Source organism: Aeromonas rivuli, assembly GCF_000820045.1.
Taxonomy (GTDB): Bacteria; Pseudomonadota; Gammaproteobacteria; order Enterobacterales; family Aeromonadaceae; genus Aeromonas; species Aeromonas rivuli.
Genome location: NZ_CDBJ01000068.1, coordinates 37,026 through 63,347, shown reverse-complemented (window position 1 = coordinate 63,347; position 26,322 = coordinate 37,026). Strand labels below are relative to the sequence as shown.

Here is a 26,322-nt window from a genome sequence, read left to right as displayed (position 1 = left end):
CGTATGGCGAACCCTTGGCGGTACCAACAAGCCGATACGAAAGCCGATATAGTCAAACAGGCTTATCCATTCGATAACTTGAGATCCAGAGGCACTCATGACCAAGCAAATCAAACGTATTGGTGTTTTGACCAGTGGTGGCGATGCACCGGGTATGAACGCAGCCATTCGCGCCGTGGTGCGCGCCGGTCTGCACCATGGCCTGGAAGTCTATGGCATCTATGATGGCTACCTCGGTCTGCACCAGAATCGTATCGTCAAACTCGAGCGTCACAGCGTCTCCGACGTGGTGAACCGCGGCGGCACCTTCCTGGGCTCCGCCCGTTTCCCGGCCTTCAAAGATCCCAAGGTACGCGCCGAGGCGATTGAGAATCTCAAGTCCCACGGCATCGACGCCCTGGTGGTGATCGGCGGTGACGGCTCCTACATGGGCGCCAAGAAGCTGACCGAAGAGGGTTTCCCCTGCATAGGTCTGCCGGGCACCATCGACAACGACATCGCCGGCACCGATTTTACCATCGGCTTTGATACCGCCCTGAACGTGGTGGTGGATGCCATTGACCGTCTGCGCGACACCTGCAGCTCCCACCACCGTATCTCTGTGGTCGAGATCATGGGTCGCCACTGTGGCGATCTGGCCATGTCGGCCGCCGTGGCCGGTGGCGCCGAGTACGTGATAGTGCCGGAAGTGGCGTTTGACAAAGAGAAGCTGCTGACCCAGATCCGGGAAGGCGAAGCCAAGGGCAAGAAGCACGCCATCATCACCATCTGTGAGCACGTCACCGACGTCAACGCCCTGGCCAAGGACATTGAAGCCATGACGGGCCGCGAGACCCGCGCCACCATCCTGGGTCACATCCAGCGCGGCGGCTCGCCGACCGCCCGTGATCGCATCATGTCCAGCCGCATGGGCGCCTTCGCCGTTGAGCAGTTGCTGGCCGGTCAAGGTGGCCGCTGCGTCGGTATCCAGGGCAACGAGATGGTGCACCACGACATCATCGACTGCATCGAGAATCTGAAGCGCCCCTTCAATCAGGAGCTGTACGACCTCTCCACCACCCTGTTCTGATGACAGCCGTTATCTGAAAAAAACCCTCCAGCCGGAGGGTTTTTTATGTGTGCTGCGCAGACAATGGCGGTTCATGCAAACCGGCAATCCGGCCCACTCGCCTGCCTCCAGACTCCAAGGTTCACTGGGCCCGTCTCAGGGTGAGATTGAAACGCAGCTCACCTTCGGCGCCCGCTTTGACGGGGGCCACCCCATGAAAACGCAGTCGCGCCTCGCCGCCCAATACCAGCAGATCGCCGCTGCGCAACCTCTGCCGCTGCACCGTATCCCCTCGCGTCAGCCCCCCCAGCTGAAATTCGGCGGCCAATCCCAGAGAGACAGAGACGATCGGATGGGCAAAACTGGCCTCATCCCTGTCCTGATGCAGGGACATGCGCGCCCCGGGGAGGTAACGGTTGATGAGGCAGGCATCGGGTTCAAAATCCGCGAAACCTGCCGCCTGTGCCGCGTCGCTGGCCAGGGTGAGCAGCTCCCTCGGCAAGGGGGGCCAGGGCTGCTGACTGAGGGGGTCGAGGGGACTATAGCGGTAGCCACGCCGATCCGACACCCAGCCACAGGGACCGGCATTGGTCATGGCCACCGACATGCTCTGCCCTCCCGGCGTCCTGAGGTGGCGAAAGGGTGCCTGGCTGCTTACCGCCCCAATCCAGGCCAATAACCAGGCTGACCCAGGCCCCAGGCTATCGAGGCCCCCTGGCAGATGCAGGGCGCCGGGGGCCAGCCAGCGAGACTGCGTCTCCTGCTCGAACAGATCGCCCATGGCGTTATCCAGCGTCCTCTGTCTGGCCATGTTTCCTCGTTGGTTTGTGCCGCTGATTGGGAACCAGGCGCTCAGTGCTGCGCTGGCCTCTTATTCCACCGCCTTGATATCGCCGCAGTCGTCGCTCAACCACTGGCTCTGACTGGTGCCGGTGAGTTTTTCCATCTTGCCCTCATGTTCGATGTCGAGGCTAAAGCGGCTGTGATAGGCGGTGGGGCTGATAAAGTTCACCTCACCTTCCCCCTGGGCCTTGGGGTCGCTGCAACTGAAGGTGAACTGCATCAAGGTCTCGCTGCGCTTGCGTAACTGACGCTGGCAGCCCTCGCCTTTCTCGAAAGGCAGCCTATCCTGGGCCACCATCTGCGCACTGAGGCAGTGACGCACTCGCACCCCGGCGGCGTCCAGGCCCTGAATGCCAACACCCTGCTTTGCCAACATCTCCTCCATCATCTTGCGCTGTCCCTCGGGCAGGGCCGCCAACTGTTGTTGCATGGCGGCCATGGCCTGGCCCAACTCGCCGGATCCGGCCTCCATCTTGGTCTGCATTTCCCATAAACCGGGTTTCAGGGTATGGGCCAGGGCCCCACTACTCAGTACCATGGCGGCCACCAGGGTCACCTCTCGAAGCGTCAAAGCCATAAGGCCTCCAGCGTAGGAAGGGCGGCACATTGAGCGCCGCACCGGTTTCAAGGACCTTAAGGATGGCACAGGGCCCGGCGGCAGAGCGGTTAGAAGAGATCCAGTTGCTGGCCGCAGATCCGCTCGAAAGATTCACCGATGAAGGGCAAGATGGCATCGGCAATGGGTTTGAGCTGCTTGTCGATGTAGTGCTCATAGTCGATGGCACTGCGCCTGTATTCGAGGGGTTCCGGGCCTGCGAGCGTCATTAGATAAGCAATGCTGCCGCGATGCTGGTAACGCTGAGGCAAGCCGCGGCGCAGGTTCTCCTCATCGGCGAGGCGCGCCGCCCGCACATGGGGTGGCACATTCTTCTGGTACTCCTCCAGCTTCTGGCGCAGGCGCTTGCGATAGATGAGCAGCTCGTCGTGGCGCCCGCTGCGGGTCTCATCCACCATGGTGCGCACATAGTCGCAAGGATCCTCATCGTGGAACACCAGCTCGTAGAGCCGGGTCTGGAACTGCTTGGCCAGCATGGTCCAGTCGGTGCGAACCGTCTCCAGCCCCTTGAACACCAGATGCTCCGACTCCCCCTGCCCCACCAGCCCGGCGTAACGCTTCTTGCTGCCCTTCTCCAGGCCGCGGATGGTGGGCATCAGGAAACGGCGGTAGTGGGTCTCGTATTCGATCTCGAGGTGACAGGGCAAATCAAACTCCGCCCTGATCAACTGGGTCCAGTTGTGGTTGATCTCCTGGGCCAGTGAGCGGCCTATCTCGTCCGCCTGGGCCGGACTCATCTCTTCGGGCAGATGCACGAAGGTAGAGTCGGTATCCCCGTAGATGACGCTGTAGCCCCGCGCCTCTATCCACTCCCGGGTCTGCTGCATGATGCTGTGACCGCGCAGTGTGATGGAGGAGGCCAGCCTGGGATCGTAGAAGCGGCAGCCCCCCGAGCCCAGCACCCCATAAAAGGAGTTCATGATGATCTTGATGGCCTGGGAGAGCGCCTTGTTATTGGCCGCCTTGGCCCTGTCCCGCGCCGCCCACAGGGTGGCGATAAGATCTGGCAGGAAGTGCTTGTCCCGGGAGAAGAAGGCACCGCGATAACCGGGAATGGCGTCATCGGGGGCCTTGAGCCCTTCGATCAGTCCCATGGGATCGATGCAGAAGGTGCGAATGATGCTGGGATAGAGGCTCTTGAAGTCCAGTACCAGCACCTGGCGATAGAGGCCGGGCTTGGAGTCCATCACATAGCCGCCGGGGCTCGCCAGCCCCCCATCGGCGGGCAGGTTGGGAGCCACATAGCCGCCGCGGTGCAAGCGCGGCAGATAGAGATTGGTGAAGGCCGCCACCGAGCCGCCGACCCGGTCAAGCTCCAGCCCGGTGAGATTGGCTCGCTCGATGGCAAAGGGGATCAGGGCGCAGTGTTCGACTATCTCCCACACCAGCTTGCAATCTTCGAGGTTGTAGCGGGCCAGCGCCTCTTTGTCGGAGTGAAACAGCTCGGTGATCTTCTCACCCCGGTTCGCCACGTCTTCAATGTCTTTGCCACGGCCAAGCAGCTCGCTCGCCACCGCATCCAGGCTGTAACTGGCAAACTGCCAGGTCGCACTCTTGAGGGTGTCGATGCCGTCGAGCACCATGCGCCCCGGCAAGATGACGCTGCCGGTCTGGGGATCGCCCCGGGAGGCGCGCCAGAATGCCAGTTCACGGCCACGGCCGAGCCGCAATCGCCGCTTGTGCAGCTCGGCCCGACGCAGCAGCAGGCGAAAGTCGAAGTTGACCACGTTCCAGCCGAGCACCAGATCCGGGTCATGGCGCACAAACCAGCTCTCGAGGGCGCCAAGCAGCGCGGGCTCATCCGCCACCCACTCGACCTGGGTCTCCCAGGACGCGGCGTCATCGGGGGCCGTCCCTATCATGATGACCCGGGCATCTTGCTCGCTATAGAGCCCTATGGAGAAGAGGGCGCCGTCCATGGCGCACTCCACATCGAGGGAGACCCAGGAGAGGGTCGGTGTCACGGCCTGGGGCGCGCAGCGTGCCTCGCTGACTGACCAGTGATCACCGCGTTTGACCGTCTTGCCGCCAAAGCGCATGCCCGCCGTGATGAAGCGCTCCATCAAGTAACGCTCGGGCAGGCGAATATCCGATTCGAAGTGCGCCAGGCCACGGATGAGCAGCAGCTCGATGGCCCTGTGATAGGCGCTCAGGGTGGAAAAATAACAGCCAACCACCGCCTCCCCATCGAAGGTGTGCATGGGCAGACGACGAAAGCGGCCACGCACCCCGGCTCCCTTGAACAGGGTCACTGCCTCCTCCATCTTCGCCTGGGGCAGGAAGAAGAGTGGCTCCTGATCTGCCACCACCAGCCGCACCGGCCCCTGCTCACTCCATAGCCAGAACACGATCTCGGTGCCATCGCGCCCGTTGCCGCGCCCGCGCACGTCCCGGCTGTGGCGAGTCAGGATAAAACCGTCGGTGGGAGCGAGCGCTGGAGTCATGGTCGAGGCAAGGGACAAAGGGAAGATAAGCTATTGTACGTTCATACAGTAGTGGCTCGCAATGCTGCTGCATGCAGGGCCAGCCGGGGCTGCCCCCCGCCCGGGATTTGGCTTATAGTGGCTCATTGAGTGGGCTGCGGCGCAGCATGCATGGCTCCCATCCCACTGTGCACCCGGATCTGTGCCCGGCTGACGATTCGCCCTCGCCTGTCCATGACAAGGAGCTCTCATGCGCGTTTCCCCTTCCCTCATGCTCATCCTGGCCGCCCTCGGCCTGGGTGGTTGCAGCAATACCAGCCCCGGCGCCAGTGTCGGCATGGGGTATGGCAGCTACTATGGCGCGGCCCCCTACCCCTGGTGGTATGACGACTACTTCTACTATTGGGACCGCTACTACCCCTGGTGCTGCAATAACGATGGCGAGTTCGACGACTTGATCCAGCACTGGTGGCAGGATCTGGATGAGGGCAAGCGTGACGACATCAAGAACAAGTTCCAGGATTGGCAGGGTGAACGTGGCAAACCGGATGTGGAGGCGCTGCGCACCGATTTTTCCAATCGCTGGAATGCCCTGAGCCCGGAGCAGAAGAACACCCTGCGCGAGCGCCAGCAGGTGCTGCGCAAGATACACCCGGCCGATGCGGGCAGACTCTCGTTGCCAGACGCCACCGAGGCCGCCCGCAGACTCAATCTGGACGGTGGGGGGCTGGACAAGCCACTGCCTGTCAACCGGCCGGCGACGCTGCCTGCGACCAGACCCGCTACCCTGCCGGCGACGCGCCCCATGCAGCCGATGGCCAGGCCCATGGCTCGCCCCGCCACCATGATGAACATGCCGGTGATCCGGCGCCGCTGATCAGATGACCCACCGTTCAAGGAGAGACCCATGACAGACAAGCTGCAACTGATCGATTCGCGCACCACGGACGTGGGTGGCATACCGGTCGCTCGCGCCATCCCGGTCAAGGAGCGGCGCACCATAGGTCCCTGGTGCTTTCTCGATCACATAGGCCCGGCCCGCTTTGCCCCGGGTGAGCCGGGACTGAACGTCGGCCCCCATCCCCACATTGGGTTGCAGACCTTCACCTGGATGCTGGAGGGGGAGATATTGCACCGCGACAGCCTGGGCAGCGAGCAGGTGATCCGCCCGGGCCAGGTCAATCTGATGACCGCAGGCCAGGGGATAGCCCACACCGAGGAGTCGGTGGCCGGCCACCCCAGCGTGCATGCCGCCCAGCTCTGGATAGCCTTGCCAGAGACCCATCAGGCGACCCGGCCCCGCTTCGATCACTACCCGGACTTGCCACGCTGGCAGAAGCATGGGGCTTGGTTCACCCTGCTAATTGGCACCTATCAGGACAGGCAGGCCCCCACCCTCAGCTTCGCCCCCATACTGGGTCTGGATCTGCAGGCCGACGCCCCATGCACCCTGACCCTGCCCCTGGCCCCCGAGTTCGAGCATGGCCTGCTCGCCCTGGCCGGTGAGGTGACGGTGGCAGGCCAGACGCTGGCCGCCGAGCAGCTTGCCTATCTGGCGCCAGGTGCCAGTGAGGTGATCATCTCCCTGAGTGCTGGCGCCCGCTTGCTGCTCATCGGTGGCGAACCCCTGGCAAAACCGCTGCAGATCTGGTGGAACTTCGTCAGCTTCGACAAGGAGGCTATTCGCATCGCGGCCCAGGATTGGCAGTCAGGGGATCCACGCTTTGGCGAGGTGGCAGGCTATGTCGGGGCCCGACTGACCGCCCCCTCTCTGGCCGGGCTCTGAGCCAGTGCCCATGACACTCCTCCTCTCCCTTCAGCCCAGCGCCCCTGGTTCGGTGAGCGGGGCCCAGCCCCCCTTGCTGATGGAGCTGGTCGCCGAGATCGATCTCTCGCCCCATCAGCATGAGGGGATCACGGCCCTGCGCAATACCTGCTTTCCCACCTATGCCCTGCCGCGATCCTACTTCAAGCAGCGACCTCATTTGAGGGGGCTGGTGTGGCAAGGAGATCAGTTGGTCGGCCATGTCGGACTGGATCAGCGCATGATTGCGGTGGGCGATCAGCCCGTGGCGATACTGGGGCTGATCGATCTCTGTGTGGCCCCCCAGCTGCGCGGTCAGGGGCTGGCCAGTGCCATGCTGGCCGAGTTGCAGGTATTCGCGCGCAGCAAGGCGCTCGACTACCTGTTTCTCATCGCCGAGGATCCCAGCCTCTATCTGGCCAACGGTTTCGTGCAGATAACCCAGTACTGCAGCTGGCTCAGGATCAACGACTTCAAGAATTACGGTGTCGCGGTGGAGCTGCTGGACGATATATTGATCAAGGCGGTCGGTGACGCGCCCTGGCCGGACAGACCCATCGACCTGTTGGGTTATATGTTCTGACGCCCCCGGCAACCCCATCACCGCATATCAACAAACAGGGCGCCCCGAGGCGCCCTGTTTGACATAGCCAGCCACTGGCTAGTACTCATCTTCCTGCTCGGCCTTGGCTCTGGCCTGGCGGGCCATGGCCTCCTCCTCGGCACTCTCTATCTCGTGCAGAACGGCATCGATGTCGATGATGGCGGTGCTCTCGGCAAACTGACCCGTGAGACGACTCTCCGGCGTCAACTCCCCCTCTTCATAGAGGGCCCACATCTCCTGGGCATAACGGGTCTTGAGCAGCTCCGGGGCGTACATGCCGTAGTAGTTGCGCATGTTCTCCACATCGCGCACCAGCATGGCCTTGGCCTGGTTGTTGGCGGCGGCATCGATCACCTGGGGCAAGTCGATGATGACGGGCCCCTGATCATCGACCAGGACGTTGAACTCGGAGAGATCCCCATGGATCAGACCCGTGCATAGCATGCGCACCACGTAGCCTATCACCTTGTCATGGTCCGCCAGCGCCTGCTCGGGGCTCAGGGCCACGTCGTTGAGACGGGGGGCAACATTGCCCTCATCATCGGTGATGAGCTCCATCAGCAGCACACCATCCAGGCAGACATAGGGCGTCGGCACGCGCACACCGGCGGCGGCCAGCTTGAACAGGGCGTCGACCTCGGTGTTCTGCCACACCTCTTCATGCTGGCGGCGCCCGTAGCGCGAGCCTTTCTCCATCGCACGCTGGCTACGGCTGTTGCGCACCTTGCGCCCTTCCTGATAGACCACGGCCTGTTTGAAGCTGCGTTTGGCCGCTTCTTTATAGACTTTCGCGCAGCGAACGTGTTCGCCGCAACGCACCACATAGACGTCGGCTTCTTTGCCGCTCATCAGCCGACTGATGACCTCGTCGACGAGGCCGTCGTCCACCAGAGGCTGGATTCGATTTGGTATTTTCATGGCCGAACTTTTACCCTATTTGCGCACCCGGCGCCAGTGGTGCCGTGCATTCCTGTCAGTTTTGGGGGGCTTGACTGCATGGCTGCTCACGTCATCGCCGACGCGCGTTCAGATTGCAGCCAAGGCTGGCCCCGTATAACCCCTTTCGCCAGCGCACCCGGTTCAAGGCTCGGGCGGCAATCCCTGGCGAATGCGGCGGATCCCGTTCTCATACAGGCCCTGATGACGGCCGCCATCGGGCTGGGTCTCAAAAATCTTGAGAAACCACATGTACTGTTCGGGGCGCCGGTCTATCTGCTGTTCCACCATATTGTTCATACGCAACACATCGGCCTCCAGATCCGGGGTGGGATAAGGGTCGAAGGGAGGCTCTATCTCGAGGCGATAGCAGCCTTGATCCTCGTCATAACTGCCCAGGATGGGCACAGCTTTGGCACCGGTCAGCTTCACCAACTTGGGCAGGGCTGGCAGGGTTGCCTTGGGGTGGCCGAAGAAGGGTACAAAAATGCTGGCCTCACGGCCATGGTCCTGATCCGGTAAATAGAAAAAACTGTCGCCGCTGCGGATCGCCTTGATGGCGGGCTTGATGCCGACACTGCGTTCGTATACCCGGCCGCCCTTGGCTCGCTCGCGATTGATATACCAGTCAAACAGCGGATCCTTCGGGCTCTTCATCATGGTGCACAGCGGCAAACCACGCAGCGTGAGCAGGCGGCCTATCACATCCACCGCCCAGGTGTGCGGCACCACCAGGATCAAGGGGCGCCCCTGTGCCTGCTGCTCGGCAATGTGTTCCCAACCGCTCACCTGGACCCGGGATGCCAGGTAGCGGTTGCTGCGCCAGGTCAGCTCGCCAAAGCCCATGAAGGTCTTGAGACCGACTCGCACTGATTTGAGCAACAGCGCCTGATGCTGCGCCTCATCAAGGCGCGGAAAGCAGATGTCGAGGTTGGTATTGGCGATATAGGCTTGCTTTTCGGAGGCCCGCAAGATGAGCGGGGCCAAGCCGTTGGCCAGGCCATCGCGCAGCCGGACGGGCAAGAAGGCCAACAGGCTCAGCAAGGCAAGGGCGAGCCAGCTGAGCCAGTGCCTTGGGTGAAGCAGAGCGAGGCGAAATGAGGTGTCGAACACCGGATCTTGAGGGGCCATGTTTCGGCTCTTGTCATCTAAACAAGGAGGTTATTTTAGTTATCTCAACGTATTTTTCTAGCCTGACCAGCGAGAGGATCAGATCCTGTTCAGGTTCCGGACAAGCCTTGCTCTCGACTCACGCCATGAAAAATGGCCCCTAGGGGCCATTGGCTAGCAGAAATACAGCGCCTCTTCCTCAAGAATGAGGGGAGAGACCACGGCGAATGCGTTTGATCCCCGCCTCGTAGAGGCCGTGCTTGTCCACCGGGTGCTCCAGGGTCTCGAAGATCTTGAGGAACCACATGTATTGGCCGGGATGACGCCTGAGCTGCTGCTCCACCGCCTGGTTCATATGCAGGGTGTCAGCTTGCAGATCACCGCTCGGGTAGTCAACGAAGGGGGCCTCTATCTCGAGGCGATAGCAGTGCTGTGCCTCGTCATAGCAGGCAAGCAGCGGCACGGCCTTGGCGCCGGTCAGCTTCACCAGTCTGGGCAAGGCGGGCAGTGTGGCCTTGGCACGACCGAAGAAGGGGACGAAGATACTGGCCTCGCGACCATGATCCTGATCCGGCAGATAGAAGAAGCTGCGCCCCGCTTTGACCGCCTTGATGACCGGCTTGATGCCAGCCTGGCGCTCATAGACCCGACAACCGCTCTTGGCGCGTTCACGATTGATGTGCCAGTCAAACACCGGGTTGCGGGCGCTCTTCATCATGGTGCACATCTCGATGCCACGCTGGGCAAAGTAGTAACCGGCCGCATCCACCGGCCAGCTGTGAGGCACCACCAGGATGACGGGACGCCCCTCGGCCTGCTCCGCCTCGATATGATGCCAACCACTGACCTGGATGCGTTTCATCAGGTAGGCGGGGCTGCGCACCGTGAACTCACCGAAGCCGAGCAGGCTCTTGAGCCCGATACGTACCGATGTTCGCAAGATGACCTGGCGCTCGGCCTCGCTCAACTCGGGAAAACAGATATCGAGGTTGGTATTGGCGATATAGACCTGCTTTTTGGAAACACGCAGCACCAGGGGAGTCAGCCAATCTGCCAGTTTGTCACGCAGGCGCACTGGGACGAAGGCCAGAACGAAGAGCAGGCCAAGTGCCAACCAGCTGAACCAGTAGCGGGGACTGAGCAGGCGAGCTTGAAATGAAGTATCGAAAACAGGATCTGACACAGACATGAAACGGATCAAAGAGTGGGGGGACACTTATTGTAAAGCGACTGACAGGTTATACCAGTTAATTCATCACGATCCCCGATGGTGACGACACTTCCCTGCTATTTGCTGGCCTCAAGAGGCCCTTTTAACCTGCCTCATCGGTCCCCCGATGGCCTTCAGGCGTCCCTGCCCCACCCTCTGACGGGCCAGCCTGCCATCCCGCGTCTCCCCTGCACAGCGTTGGCCTCCCGGGTTGGCGAGATCGGTGTTTAACCGTAAGATGGCAGCCTCTAACGACCATCTCTGGATACCCCATGTCAATCAGCCTGTTCCGCACCCTGTTATTACTGCCATTGACCCTGCTGCTTGGCGCCTGCTCACTGACGCAATACAGCGTCAGTGAGGGCGAGATCAATGACTATCTGAAGAACCAGATGGCCTTCGAGAAGCAACTCGGCATACCGGGCATCATGTCGAGCAAGATCCGCCTGGACGAGATGCACAGCCGCATCGGCCGCAGCAAGGCCGACAGAGTGGAGCTCGATGCCGCAGGGGATCTGCAGGTCTCCAGCCCGCTGGGTAGCCAGCAGATGAAGATCCGCCTCACCCTGAGCGCACGCCCCGACTACGTGGCCGAGCAGGGTGCCATCTATCTGCGTGACCTTGAGCTGCTCTCGGTCAAGACCGAGCCAGCCGATATTGGCGCGGCCCTGAGCCCGGTGCTGCCGACCTTCAATCAATCCCTCAGCCTCTTCCTGAACCAGACCCCCATCTATCGCCTGGATGGCAATCGCCAGAACGAGGCGCGCATCAAGGACAAGGTGGAAGCACTCAAGGTCGAGCCGGGACGCCTGGTCATCCCCTTCAAATTGTTGTGATTAATTCGGCCGCTCCTTAGAGCGGCTTTTTTCTTCTCATGGCTGAGACCATGTCGCATAATGCACACCATTCTCATTTAGATTGATGAGAAGCGTCACCGCAACATCACAGATAAGAAGAAGGGACACATGAAAAAAACCGCACTGGTACAGGGGATCACCCTGGCGCTGCTGGGCAGTGCTGCCCATGCCGCCGTCAAGGTTGAAGATGCTAGCTTCAATACCGCCGCCAGCATGCTGGCCTACACCGAATTCGAACTCTCCGGCGAGCCCCTGGCCGAAGCCCTGGGACTGGATCTGGATGTGCTGGATCCCAATCGTGCCGATGAGCCGACCCCCTTCGACTTCGCCGCAGGTATCGAATCCTACGAGTATTCCGAAGAGGCGATGTACGCCCTCAACTACCAGTCCGGCATGGGTCCCCACCTGGTCAATGGCCCGCAGAACCAGGCCCGGGGTGGCACTCTGGCCGACCTTGGCAAACGGGTACTGGCCATGGCCGATGCCGTGGGCTTCCCGGCAGATGAAGTGCCACAAGGCATGTATCCCCTCTCCCTGCCCTACTCGTCTGCCAAGCCGCAGTTTGCTGGCGCCGTCAATGCCAGCCCGGTCAATGGCGACGAGCTGACCATCAAGACCGCCAAGGGCGTCGAGAAGAGCGTCAAGACGCAAATACCGGCCTACTTCCGTGATTACACCAGCCTGCGCTGGAGCGGCTCGGACAATCTGCTCAATCCGGCCGCCGTCGGCGGCATCCTGCTCAAGGAAGTGATGTGGTCCCAGGACTTCCTCGGCGGCATGCACGTCGCCGCCACCGATGAAGAGGTCGAGGCCAGCTCCGCCACCCTGGATCAGGATGGCAAACACAAGCTCGGCGTCTCTGCCGCCGATGGCTTCAATGGCATGATGCTGACCGAGCAATCCATCGACAAGCTCGCCATCTTGCAAGGCCAGCTTGGCTATGACGGCAAGCAGTTGGGCGCCGCCATCACCCCGCAATACGATCCTGCCAAGGGCGTTGTCTACTTCCCTCATCAGGTGAAAGTCACCGAGACCGCCAAGCATGACGTCGGCGCCATCGGCAAGCTTGACGTGGTCGATGCGTCGGCCCAGTTGCGCGACAGCTGGATGCTGCTGTGGCCACTGTCTGAATTCTTCGCCTACAGCGATCAGCGCAGCGCCAACAGCAATCAGAATCCGGCCTTCCACGCCGTGTTCGATGGTCAACCCTTCGCCGCGGCCCCGGTTGCCAATCAGAGCGGGGATCTGAGCAAGGCCAGCGCCGGTCAGGATGCCTTCTCCCTGGCCCTGAACCTCTCCAACATGGTGTTCAAGAACCTCGATACCCTGCATTTCAATAGCAAGGCAGGCACCCTGGTCGACAGCTGGCAGGGTGGTAAACAGGGTCAGCATGTCACCACCTTCGATGCCGCCTACGCCCTGGTCGCCCTGCAAATCTTCCAGCGCGCCCAGGACGCCCTGCCGGTCGGTTATGCCGCCGGTGACAATGGTGAGTTGAACCTCAAGACCCCCCAAGGCAAAGCAGCCCTGGTACTTGTCCGCAAGCAGGCCGACTTCATCCTGAACCAGCTGATGGGCAAGAACGGCCTGGTCTATGACGGTCTGACCCTCGGTGGCAAGCCTGATGCAGGGCAATCCGTGGATGCCCAGTTTGCCGCAGTGCGTGGCCTCAGTGCCGCCTTCCTGGCGACCCAGGACACCAAGTACCGCACTGCCGCCCGTGAGCTGTTTATCGCCACCGACAAGGCTTACTTCAATGCCAAGGCGGGTACCTGGCTGGTGGGCAAGCAGGGGGAATATACTCCCTGGACCCAGGCTGCCATCTCGGGTGGCTTGCGCTCGGCCATGCTGAACCTGCGCAATACCGGCGCCGAGAAAGCCCCGGCCCTGGAGCTGGCGCAGCTGACCCAGCGTTATGTGAGCTGGTTCCGTGGCACCGTCAACGGCGGCATGCAGATGGCCGAATGGGTGGGTGACTCTGGCGAGAACATCATCCAGGGCGCTGGCAGCGACACCGATGAAGATGGTGTGCCCCAGGTGACTGCCGCCGGTGGTCAGCACGGCACTGCCATGGTGATGGCGGCCAAGGCGCGCATCAGCGAATAGCAGATCCCCTTAGCCGAGTAACGAGAAGGGAGCGCATTGCGCTCCCTTCTCTATTGGGGGTTGTTAACCTCGACCTACTTCTTGGCAAGGGCCTGCAACATCGGCTTGGTCACCAGCACGATACCGTTTTCAGAACGATAAAAACGACGGGCATCTTCATCGGCATTCTCCCCTATCACCATGCCATCAGGCAGCTGACAGCCCTTATCGACCACCACACGGCGCAGACGACAGCCACTGCCTATTTCGACCCCAGGGAAGATGATCGACTGATCCAGGGTACAGAAGGAGTGGACCCGCACGTTGGTAAAGAGCACCGAGTTCAGCACGAAGGAGCCGCTGACGATGGAGCCCCCGGCAAAGATCGAATTGATGGTCATGCCATGCTGACCATTTCTGTCCTGCACGAACTTGGCCGGTGGCGTCATGATCTGGCTGGTCCAGATAGGCCAATTCTGATCATAGATATCGAGATCAGGCACCACTGAGGCCAAGTCCATGTTCGCCTCCCAGAAAGAGTCCAGGGTACCCACGTCACGCCAATAGGGTTTTTGCCCCTCACGCGCCCCGACGCACGACATGCTGAAGGGGTGGGCATAAGCCATCCCCTCGCCGACGATGCGCGGGATCACATCCATGCCGAAGTCGTGCTTGGAGTCCAGGTTGTTGATGTCCTCCTCCAGCAGTTGATAGAGGTACTCGGCATCGAAGATATAGATCCCCATGGAGGCAAGGGAGGTGTCATCGCAACCGGGCATGGCGGGGGGATTGGCCGGTTTTTCCACAAAGTCGAGGATCTTGCGCTGCTCGTCTATGTCCATGACCCCGAAGGCGGATGCCTCGCTGCGCGGTACTTCGATGCAGGCCACGGTCACCTTGGCCTCCAGCCGCACGTGATCGAGCAGCATGGCGGCGTAATCCATCTTGTAGATGTGATCCCCCGCCAGCACCACTATGTATTTGGGGCCGTAATCCCGGATGATGTCGACGTTTTGATAGATGGCATCGGCGGTGCCTCTGTACCAGTGCACCTCATCCACCCGTTGTTGGGCAGGCAGCAGATCGATGAATTCATTCATCTGATAGCGCAGGAAAGACCAACCCGATTGCAGGTGACGCAACAAGCTGTGGGACTTGTACTGGGTGACCACCCCCACTCGCTTTATTCCCGAGTTGATGCAGTTGGACAATACAAAATCGATGATCCTGAACCGGCCACCGAAATGGACTGCCGGCTTGGCGCGATTATCGGTCAATTGCTTGAGACGACTTCCTCGCCCCCCTGCCAAGACCAAGGCCATACTCTGGTTTAACAGCTGCCGTGCCTTGGCAGTATTCATGGGCTCTAACGACATATTCACCTCGACGTCTCTGTCTCTGTTTCCATCCCATACTCCCTCTTTTCGGGGATCGTGAAAGTGGTTTCACTCACATTTACGGGATCCCAATTCCCCTTATGAGAAGGCATATGCTCGAACTTAATACAGCATCCATACTGACTGCATACTTTACTCTAAGCGAACCAAGCGCGGGATCATAGGATGCATTTAAAGCCGTCCAAGAGCATTACACCCTATCCCCTGATGACGGGGCTGATCCTGCTGGCGCAGTGGAGCCTGCTCCCTGCCGATCACCCCTTCTTGTCGACCCTGGCGCTGCTCGCTTGTACCTTGCTTGCCCTTGCCTATGGCCGCTATCGCCGCCATAAGGCCGATGAGGCGAGACGGGTGGCCCTCATCCAGGCGCTCGAGCAAGGCTCGGCGGAGCCACTTCCCCTCTCACCGGAGCGTCAGGCCCTGCAACAGCTCTTCAATCGCCAGCACCTTGAGCAAGAGCAACTGCGTCTACAACTCAGCGATCTCAAGCACCGCACCGAGAAAGACCCCCTCACCCAGCTCGCCAATCGCCAGCGCTTTCGTCACGATATCACCCATCTGTTGCAGGAAGACCAAGGCACCCGCACCGCCATCCTGGTGCTGATCCGGGCTACGGCACTGGAGAGCCTCAATCGCCAGCGCGGATTTGTGTCCGGCGATACCTACCTCAAAGACGTGGCGACCCTCATTCAACAGGCAGCCCAGCGCTGGCCGGAGCACAGAATTTATCGCATCTCAGGTGCCGACTTCGCCGTGCAGATCCATGCCATCAACAACACCCCCCTGCCCCTGCTCGGCCGGGATCTCAAGCTGGCATTCGATCTCTACCAAAACAGCCAGAAGATAGAGAGCGTGGCGTGCTGCGGTATCACCACCATCTGCAGTGGCCAGCGTATCGAGGCCATATTGGCCAGAGCCGATCTGGCTCTGGCTCGTGCCCAGACCCAGGAGATCAATGGCTGGTCCATTCAGTTGGAGGACGAGTATGAGGAGGGGCTGGGACAGCAGCAGTGGCGCCAGGTGCTCGAGCAGATCTTGCAACAGGAGCGCATTTCGCTCTCCTACCAGCCCATCGAGTTGCTCAATGGCAATCATCCGGCCTATTACAGCCTCTACCCCCAGTTTTATGGGGAAGATGGGGCTGTGCTGGCCTCGGATAGCCTCTTTGCCATGGCCCAGCGTCTGGATCTGCTGATGCGCATGAGCCAGCTGATGATCCTGCACCTGATCCGCGAGCACAGAACCCTGGGGGCACAGCAGAGTCGCTGGGGCATCAAACTGTCCCCCCATCTGCTCCATAACAGCGCGTTTCTCATCTGGCTGGAGCGTCAACTCAGCATGGAACCCGATATCAGTGCCCATCTGGTCTTCGAGCTTGATGAGGAGCACCTGTCTCGGCAACTGACCGGGGCTCGCCGGCTGTTTGAGCTGCTACGCCGCTGTGGCAGCCGCTCGGCCATCTGCAACTTCGGCCAGGGAATACGCTCTTTCTCTCTTTTCCAGGAGATCAAACCTGACTATCTGAAGCTGGATCCGGCGCTGCTGCTCGATCTGGAGCAGGACAGTACCAATCAGAAATTTGTGCGCATGATAGTGGAAGTGGCGCACCGCATGGGGAGCCAGGTCATCGCCGAAGGGGTCGAACAGTCGAGTCAGAAACAACTGCTGGCAAGCATGTACGTGGATGGGTTGCAGGGTTACCTCATTGCCCACCCGATGCCCGCGCCAGTCGGCACGGCTCACTGAGTGTGTTTCAAACGCAACAAGGTGAGAATGACATCGTTGAGCTGACGATAGCGCTCCAGCTCTTTCTGATCGTAACGCGTCGCCAGCAGAGTGGGATTGTGGCGATGCTTGAGGTAGCGGTTGATCTGCAATCGGTTGAACCCGGCGACCCGGTAGATCTGACCGAGCAAGGCATTGAGCTCCTCGTTGCTCAACCCGGCGCTGGCAAGATAATCTGCCTCGGCGGGGCTGCGCTGCTGACACACGACCTTGGCAAGACGGCCACTCTCCTGCAAATAGCCGAGCCACTGCTCAACATAGAGCGGCTTGCAGCCAGCCAGCAGATTGAAGAAGCCCACGGCATCGCAGCGGCACTCAGTCAGTAGCAGAATGGCCAGATTGTTGTCGGTACACGTGAAGCTGACAGGGCCACACTGGCTCCAATCCAGCGCCTGCACCCGGATCTCGCCGCACTCCCCCTCCACTCCCGTCACCTCGAATACAAACATGGCGCTTCCCTTGGCAAAACGTTCATGATGAACCATAGGAGGCAGCGCTGCAAAGGCAAAACGTCCATAAAAAAACCTGCGACGGATCGCAGGTTCAATGCAGGTAAGGTGAGGGGGTCGCTAACCTTCAGGCGTCCAGTTCAACCAGTACCTTGGCCAGCTCGATAGGCTCAAGTTCCTGGCCTTCCAGCTCCGCATTCCAGTTCGGTCCGACCAGCACATCATCTTCGTCCAGATCGCCAATCCAGATATCGAGAAACTCTTCCAGATCGATCAGCTCAGGCTCATAGTCGGCCCACTCATCGACACAATGCAGACGGGCATCCCCTTCTGCAGACCAGAGTGGCATCACATCGGCATCTTCAAATTCGGCTGAGCGGCATACCACCCAATCCTCACCGTAGCGCAAGCCCCACAGCTGACCCGACTCACGGACCTCTTCGATAAACAGTTGGAAATTGGCGTCAAGGTTGTCAGTTAGCTTGCTCATGGTGCTCTCTCTTTCGGGCTGCCGGGGCCAATACTGGCCAGGTTGGGCAAATGGTGTCCCAAAAGCGCAGCGGACTCAAGTCAAATCCCTAAAAAGGGGGGATCCGGGCCCGATCCCCGCCACTGAGGCCAGGTAACGCGCAGATCCCCCCCCTGATGACGCACGACCGGCCAAGGTCCCGACCCATTGGAGATCAAGTGCGGTACTGACTGACCAGCGCACTCAACTCATCGCTCGACTGTGCCAGCGCACGTGTCGCCTGCTCCGTCTGGCGGTTCTGGGCCTGGGCTTCCCCCGCCTGTTGGGAGATGGAGACCAGGCGGTGATTTATCTCATCGGCCGCCTTGCTCTGCTCGTTGGCGGCATTGGCTATCTGGGCATTCATCTCGGTGATGGTGTCGACCACCCTGGTGATGGCATGGATGGCGCCCCCCGCATCGGTGGCCTGATCGGCGGTCGCCCGCGACAACTGTTGCAACTGATCAATCCCCCCCGTCACCGTACTCACTCCTGCCTGCAACCGCGATATCATCTGGCGGATCTCGTCGGTCGAGCTGTGAGTGCGATTAGCCAAAGTTCGCACCTCATCGGCCACCACCGCAAAGCCTCGGCCCTGCTCACCGGCCCGGGCGGCCTCAATGGCTGCGTTGAGCGCCAACAGATTGGTCTGTTCGGCGATGCCACGGATCACATCCAGCACTGAACCTATCTTCAGGGTCTCCTGCTCCAGGTGAGTGACGGCCCGCACCGTCTCCTGCATCTCATCGGCCAATCGGGCTATGGTGCCTATGGTCTGCTCCACCACCTGGCAGCCATCACCGGCCAGGCGTTTGGCCTCATCGGCGGCGACCGCCGCCTGGGCCGCATGATCTCCCACCTCGCGACTGCTCACCGTCATCTGCTCCATGGCGCTCGCCACCCGCAGGGTATCCTGCTCCTGGCTGGTCACTATCTGGCTGGTGCGTTCCACCACCTGACCAAGCTGGCTCGCCCCTTGCCGGTTCTGGCTGGCGATCTGCTGGGTGCGTCCGACCAGCAGGGCCATCTGATTGGCAAAGTCATTGAAATTGGTCGAGAGCTGGGCCAACTCGTCACGGCCCTCGGCCGGGAGACGAAATCGCAGATCCCCCTCTCCCCGCGCTATGTTGCCAAGGGCCGTGACCGACTGGGTCAGCGGCGCCACTATGCTGCGCACTATCAGGCTCACCAGGGCGATGAGCAGCAGGGCCAGCACCAGGCCGATGGCGAGCTGGGTCTTCAGCACCCCCTGATATTGGGCCTCGACGTCGTCCACATAGACGCCGGTGCCGATGATCCAGTCCCAGGGGGCGAAACGCTTGACGTAAGAGATCTTGCGCACCGGCGCATCGACCCCGGGTTTGGGCCAGTAGTAAGCCTGCTCGCCCCCCTCCGGCTGCTGCTTGACCACGTCGACAAAGGCGACGAAGAGCTTGAGTCCCTGCTGATCCTCCACTCCGGAGAGATCCTTGCCGTCCAGCTCGGGCTTCATGGGGTGCATCACCATGGTCGGGTGACTGTCATTGACCCAGAAGTAGTCGTTGTCGCCGTATCGCAGCCCCTTGAGGGCAGCCAGGGCCTGAGCTTTCGCCTGGGCCTCATCGAGCTTACCGCTGCGCACCTGCGCCTCGAAGCTCGCCACCAGGGTGTAAGCGGTTTCAACCTGAGCCCGGGTCTGGCGACTCTTCTCCGCCATCAGGCCATCAAAATAGAGGTGCAGGCTGCTGGCGAGCAGCAACGCCAGGATCAACAATACGCTCAGGGTCACCAGCAACAAGCGCCGGCCTATGGTCCATCGTCTCAACATTCCTTCATCCTTGCCCTGAAAACACATGATGACCAAGGTATGACGGCTCCGTTGACGCTGTCTATTCATGAGCCAAATGGGGCACCAAAAACATGATCCAGACCAGAGAATGCAAAAAGGCGCCCGCAGGCGCCTAAAGTTTTCAACAACGCAGGATCAACGCTCCCAGTACACCTCTTCCAGACTGTCTTCTTTCTCGGGCAAGCCCCGGGACAGGCGCGGGCTGCTCTGGGCCAGCACCTCGTAGCTCACCCGGTTGGCGTACTTGCACACCTGGGCCAGGGAGGAATAGGTCAGAAACTCGGAGGCATGCTTGGCGGAGTTGGGCACATTCATGCGGTGGTAGGCGTTGGCCACCATGTCGTGCAACACGGCAGACAGGGCACCGTCACCGGCACCATTGGTGTTCTTGATCTTCTCCGGACCGCCCATGTAGGGGGAGATATGGGAGTAGATCCGTGCCGGATTGCGGCAACTGTTCCGAGCCATGGGACGACTGAACTCATACATGTTGAACTCGGGGATCTGGCCCGGCAGCAGGGTATGGGTGGTCTCGCGCTTATGGTCCTCGTCGGTGTAGCTCGCCATGTAGAGGCCGATAGGGCCCGCGGTGCAGAGCACCATGTCGGCCCAATCCAGCGCCTTGTCGGCAGCCATCAGCGGATCGGAGAAACCGGTCAGCGCCTCCCCCTCATCTTCGTTCATGGCGAGCACGGTCACGTTCTCGGCAATAAAGTCACGCCACCACTGGGGGTTTTCATCGATGACGAAGCGGGTGCCCAGGGTCAGCACCACAGGCACATTGGACTCTCGGGCATAACGCACGGCGGCCATGGCGGCCTCTTTCATCGGCGTGCCATCTTCGCCACGCACCAGATAGGCGGTGATCACCAGGGCTGAAGCCCCCTTGATCACCTCCTCCGGGATATGGGCCACGTCCAGGTGATCCATCTTGCCGGCATTGATGCCAAAGCTGCGCTCGCCGCATTCGGTAATGAAGGTGAAGCAGCGCCCGACCGGGCCACTGACCGGCTGCAGGTAATCAAGATTGACCCGCGACGAGGTGTTGCACAGATAACGGTAGGCGTAGCTGCCGATGCGGATGTCCTGGCTCATGACGCCAAGCAGGATAGAGTGGGAATCGGCCAGCACCGAGTAGTTGTGCATGGTATTGCCTATGGTGCCGCCGGCGAATTCGCTCACCACCATGTTGTTGGTCTTGAGTTCCTCATAGACGCGCTCGGCCACATCGTCGCTGATCACCACTGAGTGACCCTTGCTCAGGCCGTAGCGGGTCAGAAAGGCCTCATCAACATGGGCTTCAATGTCCACCAGGGTCTGATCTATCCCCACCACATAAGCCTGACCCAGCTCGGTCATCTGCGGATTCTGGGTGATGAGGGGATCGCGCCTGTCGACCGGAAAATAGTGTTTTGACTTGCGCTGACCGGGAAATTTCATGGCTGTGGCCTTGACTCTGGGATGAACGAGGGGCGGGATTTTAACACAATCCGAAGCGGCGAATAGACGCACATTTAAAATATGAAGTCAGTATAGACAAGGCCTGCAGTGCGAAAACGTTTGCCATGCAGACCTGAAAAACCACCCGGCCATGGGGTGGTCATTAACAATCCGGCCCGGGCGCTGGGCTAACCGACAGTCTCTGTCGGCCGCCAGGAGAAAATGGCTGGCGTCACGACTAGCGCGCCGAAATCCCCGCCTGCAAGGCCAGCAGACTCAGCAGCGCCAGCGACCCCCAGAACAGCAGCGTGCCGAAGAGTCGTGCCGGATTGGGCGCTTTGGGCTGCTGAATGCCGATGGCATGCAGTATCCGTCCGAGCAGCAGCATGCCCCCGCCCAGATGCAGCCAGAGCGGCGCCGAGCCCGCCAATTCACACAGCGCCAGCAGCAACAGGGTCAAGGGCACATACTCGGCAAAGTTGCCGTGGGCACGAATGGCCGCCAGCATTTGCGGGGCCTCCCCTTCTCCTATCATCACTTTGAACTGGGCACGGCGCTTGACGACCCAGATGGAGAGCAGCAGAAACAGCAAGCCGAGCAGGCCGGCGTAGGTCAGGGTGATGGGTAACAGCATGGGCGTGTCCCTCTGGCGTGGATCGGGTATCAGGATGTGAAAACAGCCAGGCTCTGCCCCTGAATATCAGGGCAGAACCTGGCCCACTCAGGCCAGCTCGCGGCAGATCAGCGACACCATCATGCGGATGTGGGCCTGATCGCTGTTGAGGGCCGGAATATAGTGGAACTGCTCCCCCCCCGCCTCAAGGAAGACGGCGCGGTTCTCGACCTGGATCTCTTCCAGGGTCTCGAGGCAATCGGCCGAGAAGGCCGGACAGATCACATCGAGCCGCTTGGCCCCCTGCTCGGCAAGCTGGGCTATGGTGACGTCGGTGTAAGGCTTGAGCCACTCCTGCTTGCCAAAGCGCGACTGGAAGCTGGCGCTCCACTGCTCAGGCGCAAGACCCAGCGCCTCGGCCAGCAGAGTCGCGGTGCGGCGGCACTGGTGACCATAAGGGTCTCCCTCATCTTCACAGCGCTGGGGGATGCCGTGGAAAGAGATCAACAGGTGCTCACCCTGGCCCTGCTGCTCCCACTGGCGGCGCACGCTCATGGCCAGCGCCTGAATGTACTCCGGGTGGTTGTGATAGTCGCGGATGAGGCGCATCACCGGCAAGTGACGCTCGCCCCTCATCACCTTGGCCCAGCCATCAAACACGGCCGCCGTGGTGCTGGCACTATATTGGGGGTAAAGCGGCAGCAATATCACCCGGTTGACCCCTTGCGCCTTGAGCGCCTGCCAGCCGTCGCTCAGGGAAGGCTTGCCATAGGTCATCGCCAATACCACGGGCACATCGACGCCTTCGCGCTTGAGCTCTTGTTCAAGGGCCGCGCGCTGACGCTGACTGATGGCCATCAAGGGCGAGCCCTGCTCGGTCCAGATCTGCTGGTAGAGCTTGGCCACCCTGGGGGCGCGAATGGGTAAAATGGCGAGATTGAGCAGGGGCGACCACAGCAGGCGCGGCAGTTCTACCACCCGAGGGTCTTGTAAAAATTGGCGGAGAAAAGCCCTGACGCCTGCGGGGGTCGGAGCGGCTGGGGTGCCCAGATTGACAAGCAGGATCCCGGTTTTGGTGGTCACGTTTGCTTCCTGTCACATGCAAAGAGGGCCCAGTATGGGCCCTATTTATATGGCAATGATCCCGATGGCGGGATCAGGCCAGAATGGCGGCCAGCTGCTGGCTCACCTGATCAACGGGCTGAGTGCCATCGATCTTGACGTAACGGGTGTGGCCGGCTTCGGCCTCTTTGCCGTAGAAACCGATCAGCGGTGCAGTCTGCTGATGGTACACATCCAGACGCTTGCGCACCGTGGTCTCTTCGTCATCGGCACGGATCACCAGATCCTCGCCGGTCACGTCATCCTTGCCTTCCACTTTCGGCGGGTTGAACACCACGTGGTAGGTACGGCCGGAGCCGGAGTGCACACGACGGCCGCTCATGCGCTTGACGATCTCTTCGTCCGGCACGGCGAATTCGAGCACGAAATCAACAACGACGCCGGCATCCTTCATGGCTTGTGCCTGAGGTATGGTGCGGGGGAAGCCGTCCAGCAGGAAACCGTTGGCGCAATCAGCCTGAGCAATACGCTCCTTGACCAGACCGATGATGATGTCGTCGGAGACGAGCTGACCTGCATCCATCACAGCCTTGGCCTTGAGGCCCAACTCGGTGCCCGCCTTGATCGCGGCACGCAGCATGTCGCCGGTGGAGATCTGGGGAATACCGTGTTTTTCCATGATGAACTGAGCCTGGGTGCCTTTACCGGCACCCGGAGCCCCCAACAGAACAATGCGCATACACGCTCCTATTGATTGGTTATTCAAATCTTGAGAAGGCAAAAAACTACACGGTTTCCCGCTTTTTAACAAGCAAACCGCGAGCGAGTGCCGATTTTACCACCAGTATCCCCACACTCCCCTTAGGGTGAGGAGAGGCAGATGGAAACCGGAAGTGAGTGAAAATGCAGCAGCTGTCGTACCTGTCCGGCACGACAGCTGCCAAGGGAACGGCAAAAAAGAGGCCCACTCGCCAGAGTGGGCCAACTCATCAGGACTGAAGCAACAGCCGGTTGATACGGGAGACGAAGCTGGCCGGATCATTGAGGCCGCCCTGCTCCGCCAGCTGGGCCTGTTCGTGCAGCAGGCTGACCCACTCGCCGAACAGGTTGTCGTCGGTGATGGCGCCCAACTTCTTCACCAGCGCATGGTCGGGGTTGAGCTCCAGGATGTACTTCTGCTCCGGTACTGGCTGGCCGGCGGCGCGCATCAGCTTGATCATCTGGGTGCTCATGCCGCTGTCATCGGTGACGATGCAAGAGGGTGAGTCGGTCAGCCGGTGAGTGACCCGTACCTCTTTCACCGCCTCGCCGAGGCTGCTCTTGACGCGCTCAACCAGACCGGCGTTGGCCTTTTCGGCCTCCTCTTGCGCCTGCTTGGATGCCTCATCTTCCAGATCCCCCAAGTCCAGCTCGCCACGGGTGACGGAGACCAGCTGTTTGCCATCGAACTCGTCGAGGTGGCTCATCAGCCACTCGTCGACCCGCTCCCACATCAGCAGCACTTCGACACCCTTCTTGCGGAAGATCTCGAGGTGCGGGCTGTTCTTGGCAGCGGCGAAGCTGTCGGCGGTGATGTAGTAAATCTTCTGCTGGCCTTCCTTCATGCGGCCAACATACTCTTCCAGGGAGACGGTCTGGGCTTCACCCTCGCCCGCCGTGCTGGCAAAGCGCAGCAGCTTGGCGATCTCTTCCCGGTTGGCATAATCCTCGGCAGGCCCCTCTTTGAGCACGTTGCCGAACTCGCTCCAGAACTTGGCGTACTTCTCGCTATCGTCCTTGGCCAATTTGTTCAGCATGGTCAGGACGCGCTTGGAGCAAGCCTTGCGCAAGGAGGCAGTGACCTTGTTGTCCTGCAAAATTTCACGGCTGACGTTGAGCGGCAGATCGTTGGAATCCAGCACCCCTTTGACGAAGCGCAGGTAGGTCGGCATAAACTGCTCGGCGTCATCCATGATGAAGACGCGCTGCACGTAGAGCTTCAGGCCATGCTTCTGCTCGCGGTTGTAAAGATCGAAGGGGGCGCGGGCCGGGATGTAGAGCAGGCTGGTGTACTCCTGGCTGCCTTCCACCCGGTTGTGACCCCACAGCAGCGGATCTTCGAAGTCATGGGCGACGTGCTTGTAGAACTCCTGATACTCCTCGTCCTTGATCTCTTTCGGATTGCGAGTCCAGAGTGCGGTGGCGCGGTTGACCTGCTCCCACTCGCCAGTAGTACCCGCATCGGAGCCGACGATGGTCTCGCCATCCTCTTCGCTGTCCGGGGTGCCCTCCTTGTACATCTCCACCGGCACGCTGATATGGTCGGAATACTTGGCGACCACGGCGCGCAGGCGCCAGTCGTCGAGGAACTCCTCTTCCTCGGCGCGCAGGTGCAAGATGACGTCGGTACCGCGACCGGCTTTGGTCACGTCGGCGACGGTGAAGGAGCCTTCACCTTCCGATTCCCACTGCACGCCCTGGCTCGGCTCGGTGCCGGCGGCGCGGGAGATCACGGTCACCTTGTCGGCGACGATGAAGGCGGAGTAGAAGCCCACCCCGAACTGGCCGATCAGCTGGGAGTCTTTGCCCTGATCGCCGGAGAGGTGCTTGAAGAAGTCGGCGGTGCCGGACTTGGCAATGGTGCCCAGGTGTTCAATCACCTGGTCACGGGTCATGCCGATGCCGTTATCCGAGATGGTCAGGGTCTTGTTCTCTTTGTCCACCACCAGGCGCACGCGCAGCTGGCCGTCGTTTTCGAACAAAGAGGCATCGGAAAGCGCCTTGAAGCGCAGCTTGTCCGCCGCATCGGAGGCGTTGGAGATAAGCTCGCGCAGGAACACTTCTTTGTTGGAGTAGAGGCTGTGAGCCATCAGGCTCAGCAGTTGTTTGACTTCGGTTTGAAAGCCGTGGGTTTCGGCATGAACACTTTGGGTCATCGACCAGTCCTCAAAACATCGGTTGAACGGTTACCCAACCTAGATGGGGCTGGCCTTGCAAATATCAAGGGGCGAGTGTGCAATCTTGCTCACTCGCCCCTGGTCGTGGCGGTCACATTGTCGGGTGTCGGCGCGGGTGAGCGCCAAGACCCGGGTCACGCCGAAGCGCTACTTCAGACGCTGGCGCCCCATCAGGGAGTGGGAAAGCGTGGTGCCATCCACCAATTCGAGCTCGCCGCCCACCGGCACGCCGTGGGCGATGCGGCTCACCTCGACCCCGGCGCTGCGCGCCATGTCGGCGATGTACCAGGCGGTGGCATCCCCCTCTATGGTGGGGTTGGTGGCGAGGATCAGCTCGCTGATGGACTCATCCTTCAGGCGGCGCTCCAGGATCTCCAGCCCCAGCTCTTCGGGTCCTATGCCATCGAGGGGGGAGAGATGCCCCATCAAGACAAAGTAGCGACCGGAGAACTGGCCGGTGTGTTCGATGGCGGCCACGTCCGCCGGACTCTCCACCACGCACAGCAGACCACTCTCGGCCCGTTTGGGGCTCTGACAAATCTCGCAGCGCTCCTGCTCGGTAAAGGTGCGGCACTGGCTGCAATGACCAATCTCGGTCAGGGCGCGGGTCAACAACTGGGCCAGACGCAGGCCACCGCTGCGCTCGCGTTCGAGCAAGGTAAAAGCCATGCGCTGAGCAGACTTGGGGCCGACCCCGGGCAGAACCTGCAAGGCCTTCATCATGTCGTCCAGCAGGGGACTGAATTTCATCTCGCACTCCTCAAGGCG

The 26,322-nt window shown here is 60.7% G+C and carries 23 protein-coding genes; 7 read left to right on the top strand and 16 right to left on the bottom strand.

Features of this window, described 5'->3' with window-relative positions; all coding sequences use genetic code 11:
• The first annotated feature begins 97 nt into the window (after positions 1-97).
• The gene (gene pfkA / locus BN1130_RS16040; RefSeq protein ID WP_042043164.1) at positions 98-1,069 is read left to right on the top strand and encodes a 6-phosphofructokinase; all 972 of its coding nucleotides are present in this window, start codon (positions 98-100) and stop codon (positions 1,067-1,069) included.
• 121 nt (positions 1,070-1,190) lie between these two features.
• Here pfkA and alkB read toward each other — a convergent pair whose 3' ends face one another.
• The 3 genes from alkB to BN1130_RS16025 all read right to left on the bottom strand — a co-directional run bounded on the left by alkB (position 1,191) and on the right by BN1130_RS16025 (position 4,951).
• Entirely contained in the window at positions 1,191-1,859 is a 669-nt protein-coding gene (alkB, locus tag BN1130_RS16035; RefSeq protein ID WP_232302027.1) for a DNA oxidative demethylase AlkB, read from the bottom strand.
• Between the two features lie 60 nt (positions 1,860-1,919).
• Positions 1,920-2,468: a DUF3617 domain-containing protein gene (locus BN1130_RS16030; protein WP_042043162.1), complete on the bottom strand. Its 549-nt coding sequence runs from the start codon at positions 2,466-2,468 to the stop codon at positions 1,920-1,922.
• Positions 2,469-2,557: 89 nt separating this feature from the next.
• On the bottom strand, positions 2,558-4,951 hold the full coding sequence (locus tag BN1130_RS16025; RefSeq protein WP_042043266.1) for a DNA polymerase II: 2,394 nt from the start codon (positions 4,949-4,951) through the stop codon (positions 2,558-2,560).
• Between the two features lie 229 nt (positions 4,952-5,180).
• Between BN1130_RS16025 and BN1130_RS16020 the strand changes: the two genes are divergently transcribed.
• Genes BN1130_RS16020 through BN1130_RS16010 form a run of 3 tightly spaced genes read left to right on the top strand, consistent with a single transcriptional unit; the run spans position 5,181 to position 7,317 of the window.
• Positions 5,181-5,807, top strand: coding sequence for a hypothetical protein (locus BN1130_RS16020; protein ID WP_157014055.1), 627 nt, complete (start codon positions 5,181-5,183; stop codon positions 5,805-5,807).
• A gap of 30 nt (positions 5,808-5,837) precedes the next feature.
• Entirely contained in the window at positions 5,838-6,716 is an 879-nt protein-coding gene (locus BN1130_RS16015; protein WP_042043158.1) for a pirin family protein, read from the top strand.
• 10 nt (positions 6,717-6,726) lie between these two features.
• Complete coding sequence (locus BN1130_RS16010; RefSeq protein WP_232302025.1) at positions 6,727-7,317, top strand: GNAT family N-acetyltransferase; 591 nt, start codon at positions 6,727-6,729, stop codon at positions 7,315-7,317.
• A 78-nt stretch (positions 7,318-7,395) separates the two neighbouring features.
• Here BN1130_RS16010 and BN1130_RS16005 read toward each other — a convergent pair whose 3' ends face one another.
• The 3 genes from BN1130_RS16005 to BN1130_RS15995 all read right to left on the bottom strand — a co-directional run bounded on the left by BN1130_RS16005 (position 7,396) and on the right by BN1130_RS15995 (position 10,573).
• Complete coding sequence (locus tag BN1130_RS16005) at positions 7,396-8,256, bottom strand: PA4780 family RIO1-like protein kinase (protein WP_042043156.1); 861 nt, start codon at positions 8,254-8,256, stop codon at positions 7,396-7,398.
• A gap of 162 nt (positions 8,257-8,418) precedes the next feature.
• A complete protein-coding gene (locus tag BN1130_RS16000) occupies positions 8,419-9,405 on the bottom strand; it encodes an LpxL/LpxP family acyltransferase (RefSeq protein ID WP_042043155.1) in 987 nt (328 codons plus the stop codon).
• Positions 9,406-9,583: 178 nt separating this feature from the next.
• On the bottom strand, positions 9,584-10,573 hold the full coding sequence (locus BN1130_RS15995; RefSeq protein WP_042043153.1) for a lipid A biosynthesis (KDO)2-(lauroyl)-lipid IVA acyltransferase: 990 nt from the start codon (positions 10,571-10,573) through the stop codon (positions 9,584-9,586).
• A gap of 305 nt (positions 10,574-10,878) precedes the next feature.
• On the opposite strand from BN1130_RS15995, the gene BN1130_RS15990 reads away from it, so the two are divergent.
• Positions 10,879-11,430, top strand: coding sequence for a lipoprotein (locus BN1130_RS15990; RefSeq protein ID WP_042043263.1), 552 nt, complete (start codon positions 10,879-10,881; stop codon positions 11,428-11,430).
• Between the two features lie 129 nt (positions 11,431-11,559).
• Positions 11,560-13,557 (top strand): hypothetical protein, encoded by a 1,998-nt coding sequence (locus BN1130_RS15985; protein WP_042043151.1) that lies wholly within the window; start codon positions 11,560-11,562, stop codon positions 13,555-13,557.
• A 74-nt stretch (positions 13,558-13,631) separates the two neighbouring features.
• Here BN1130_RS15985 and glgC read toward each other — a convergent pair whose 3' ends face one another.
• Positions 13,632-14,912: a glucose-1-phosphate adenylyltransferase gene (gene glgC, locus BN1130_RS15980; RefSeq protein WP_042043149.1), complete on the bottom strand. Its 1,281-nt coding sequence runs from the start codon at positions 14,910-14,912 to the stop codon at positions 13,632-13,634.
• Between the two features lie 186 nt (positions 14,913-15,098).
• Between glgC and BN1130_RS15975 the strand changes: the two genes are divergently transcribed.
• The gene (locus BN1130_RS15975) at positions 15,099-16,679 is read left to right on the top strand and encodes an EAL domain-containing protein (protein ID WP_042043148.1); all 1,581 of its coding nucleotides are present in this window, start codon (positions 15,099-15,101) and stop codon (positions 16,677-16,679) included.
• Here BN1130_RS15975 and BN1130_RS15970 read toward each other — a convergent pair.
• The 9 genes from BN1130_RS15970 to recR all read right to left on the bottom strand — a co-directional run bounded on the left by BN1130_RS15970 (position 16,673) and on the right by recR (position 26,304).
• On the bottom strand, positions 16,673-17,167 hold the full coding sequence (locus tag BN1130_RS15970; RefSeq protein ID WP_042043147.1) for a hypothetical protein: 495 nt from the start codon (positions 17,165-17,167) through the stop codon (positions 16,673-16,675). The two genes, BN1130_RS15975 and BN1130_RS15970, sit on opposite strands and share 7 nt — an antisense overlap.
• A gap of 127 nt (positions 17,168-17,294) precedes the next feature.
• Positions 17,295-17,657 carry a DUF2750 domain-containing protein gene (locus tag BN1130_RS15965; protein WP_042043146.1) on the bottom strand — a complete coding sequence of 121 codons (363 nt, stop codon included), beginning with the start codon at positions 17,655-17,657 and terminating at the stop codon, positions 17,295-17,297.
• Positions 17,658-17,850: 193 nt separating this feature from the next.
• On the bottom strand, positions 17,851-19,482 hold the full coding sequence (locus tag BN1130_RS15960) for a methyl-accepting chemotaxis protein (RefSeq protein ID WP_042043145.1): 1,632 nt from the start codon (positions 19,480-19,482) through the stop codon (positions 17,851-17,853).
• A 156-nt stretch (positions 19,483-19,638) separates the two neighbouring features.
• A complete protein-coding gene (locus BN1130_RS15955) occupies positions 19,639-20,943 on the bottom strand; it encodes an inosine/guanosine kinase (protein WP_042043144.1) in 1,305 nt (434 codons plus the stop codon).
• 238 nt (positions 20,944-21,181) lie between these two features.
• A complete protein-coding gene (locus tag BN1130_RS15950; protein WP_042043261.1) occupies positions 21,182-21,574 on the bottom strand; it encodes an MAPEG family protein in 393 nt (130 codons plus the stop codon).
• A gap of 90 nt (positions 21,575-21,664) precedes the next feature.
• The gene (gene hemH, locus BN1130_RS15945; RefSeq protein WP_042043143.1) at positions 21,665-22,639 is read right to left on the bottom strand and encodes a ferrochelatase; all 975 of its coding nucleotides are present in this window, start codon (positions 22,637-22,639) and stop codon (positions 21,665-21,667) included.
• A 73-nt stretch (positions 22,640-22,712) separates the two neighbouring features.
• Entirely contained in the window at positions 22,713-23,357 is a 645-nt protein-coding gene (adk, locus tag BN1130_RS15940) for an adenylate kinase (RefSeq protein WP_042043142.1), read from the bottom strand.
• A 250-nt stretch (positions 23,358-23,607) separates the two neighbouring features.
• Positions 23,608-25,533 carry a molecular chaperone HtpG gene (htpG, locus tag BN1130_RS15935; RefSeq protein ID WP_042043141.1) on the bottom strand — a complete coding sequence of 642 codons (1,926 nt, stop codon included), beginning with the start codon at positions 25,531-25,533 and terminating at the stop codon, positions 23,608-23,610.
• A gap of 168 nt (positions 25,534-25,701) precedes the next feature.
• On the bottom strand, positions 25,702-26,304 hold the full coding sequence (gene recR, locus BN1130_RS15930) for a recombination mediator RecR (RefSeq protein WP_042043139.1): 603 nt from the start codon (positions 26,302-26,304) through the stop codon (positions 25,702-25,704).
• Positions 26,305-26,322 lie beyond the last annotated feature (18 nt).

Coding starts and splice junctions, on each gene's coding strand:
- pfkA (WP_042043164.1), top strand. CDS start 98: ATGACCAAGCAAATCAAACGTATTGGTGTTTTGACCAGTGGTGGCGAT.
- alkB (WP_232302027.1), bottom strand. CDS start 1,859: ATGGCCAGACAGAGGACGCTGGATAACGCCATGGGCGATCTGTTCGAG.
- BN1130_RS16030 (WP_042043162.1), bottom strand. CDS start 2,468: ATGGCTTTGACGCTTCGAGAGGTGACCCTGGTGGCCGCCATGGTACTG.
- BN1130_RS16025 (WP_042043266.1), bottom strand. CDS start 4,951: ATGACTCCAGCGCTCGCTCCCACCGACGGTTTTATCCTGACTCGCCAC.
- BN1130_RS16020 (WP_157014055.1), top strand. CDS start 5,181: ATGCGCGTTTCCCCTTCCCTCATGCTCATCCTGGCCGCCCTCGGCCTG.
- BN1130_RS16015 (WP_042043158.1), top strand. CDS start 5,838: ATGACAGACAAGCTGCAACTGATCGATTCGCGCACCACGGACGTGGGT.
- BN1130_RS16010 (WP_232302025.1), top strand. CDS start 6,727: ATGACACTCCTCCTCTCCCTTCAGCCCAGCGCCCCTGGTTCGGTGAGC.
- BN1130_RS16005 (WP_042043156.1), bottom strand. CDS start 8,256: ATGAAAATACCAAATCGAATCCAGCCTCTGGTGGACGACGGCCTCGTC.
- BN1130_RS16000 (WP_042043155.1), bottom strand. CDS start 9,405: ATGGCCCCTCAAGATCCGGTGTTCGACACCTCATTTCGCCTCGCTCTG.
- BN1130_RS15995 (WP_042043153.1), bottom strand. CDS start 10,573: ATGTCTGTGTCAGATCCTGTTTTCGATACTTCATTTCAAGCTCGCCTG.
- BN1130_RS15985 (WP_042043151.1), top strand. CDS start 11,560: ATGAAAAAAACCGCACTGGTACAGGGGATCACCCTGGCGCTGCTGGGC.
- glgC (WP_042043149.1), bottom strand. CDS start 14,912: ATGTCGTTAGAGCCCATGAATACTGCCAAGGCACGGCAGCTGTTAAAC.
- BN1130_RS15975 (WP_042043148.1), top strand. CDS start 15,099: ATGCATTTAAAGCCGTCCAAGAGCATTACACCCTATCCCCTGATGACG.
- BN1130_RS15970 (WP_042043147.1), bottom strand. CDS start 17,167: ATGTTTGTATTCGAGGTGACGGGAGTGGAGGGGGAGTGCGGCGAGATC.
- BN1130_RS15965 (WP_042043146.1), bottom strand. CDS start 17,657: ATGAGCAAGCTAACTGACAACCTTGACGCCAATTTCCAACTGTTTATC.
- BN1130_RS15960 (WP_042043145.1), bottom strand. CDS start 19,482: ATGTTGAGACGATGGACCATAGGCCGGCGCTTGTTGCTGGTGACCCTG.
- BN1130_RS15955 (WP_042043144.1), bottom strand. CDS start 20,943: ATGAAATTTCCCGGTCAGCGCAAGTCAAAACACTATTTTCCGGTCGAC.
- adk (WP_042043142.1), bottom strand. CDS start 23,357: ATGCGCATTGTTCTGTTGGGGGCTCCGGGTGCCGGTAAAGGCACCCAG.
- htpG (WP_042043141.1), bottom strand. CDS start 25,533: ATGACCCAAAGTGTTCATGCCGAAACCCACGGCTTTCAAACCGAAGTC.
- recR (WP_042043139.1), bottom strand. CDS start 26,304: ATGAAATTCAGTCCCCTGCTGGACGACATGATGAAGGCCTTGCAGGTT.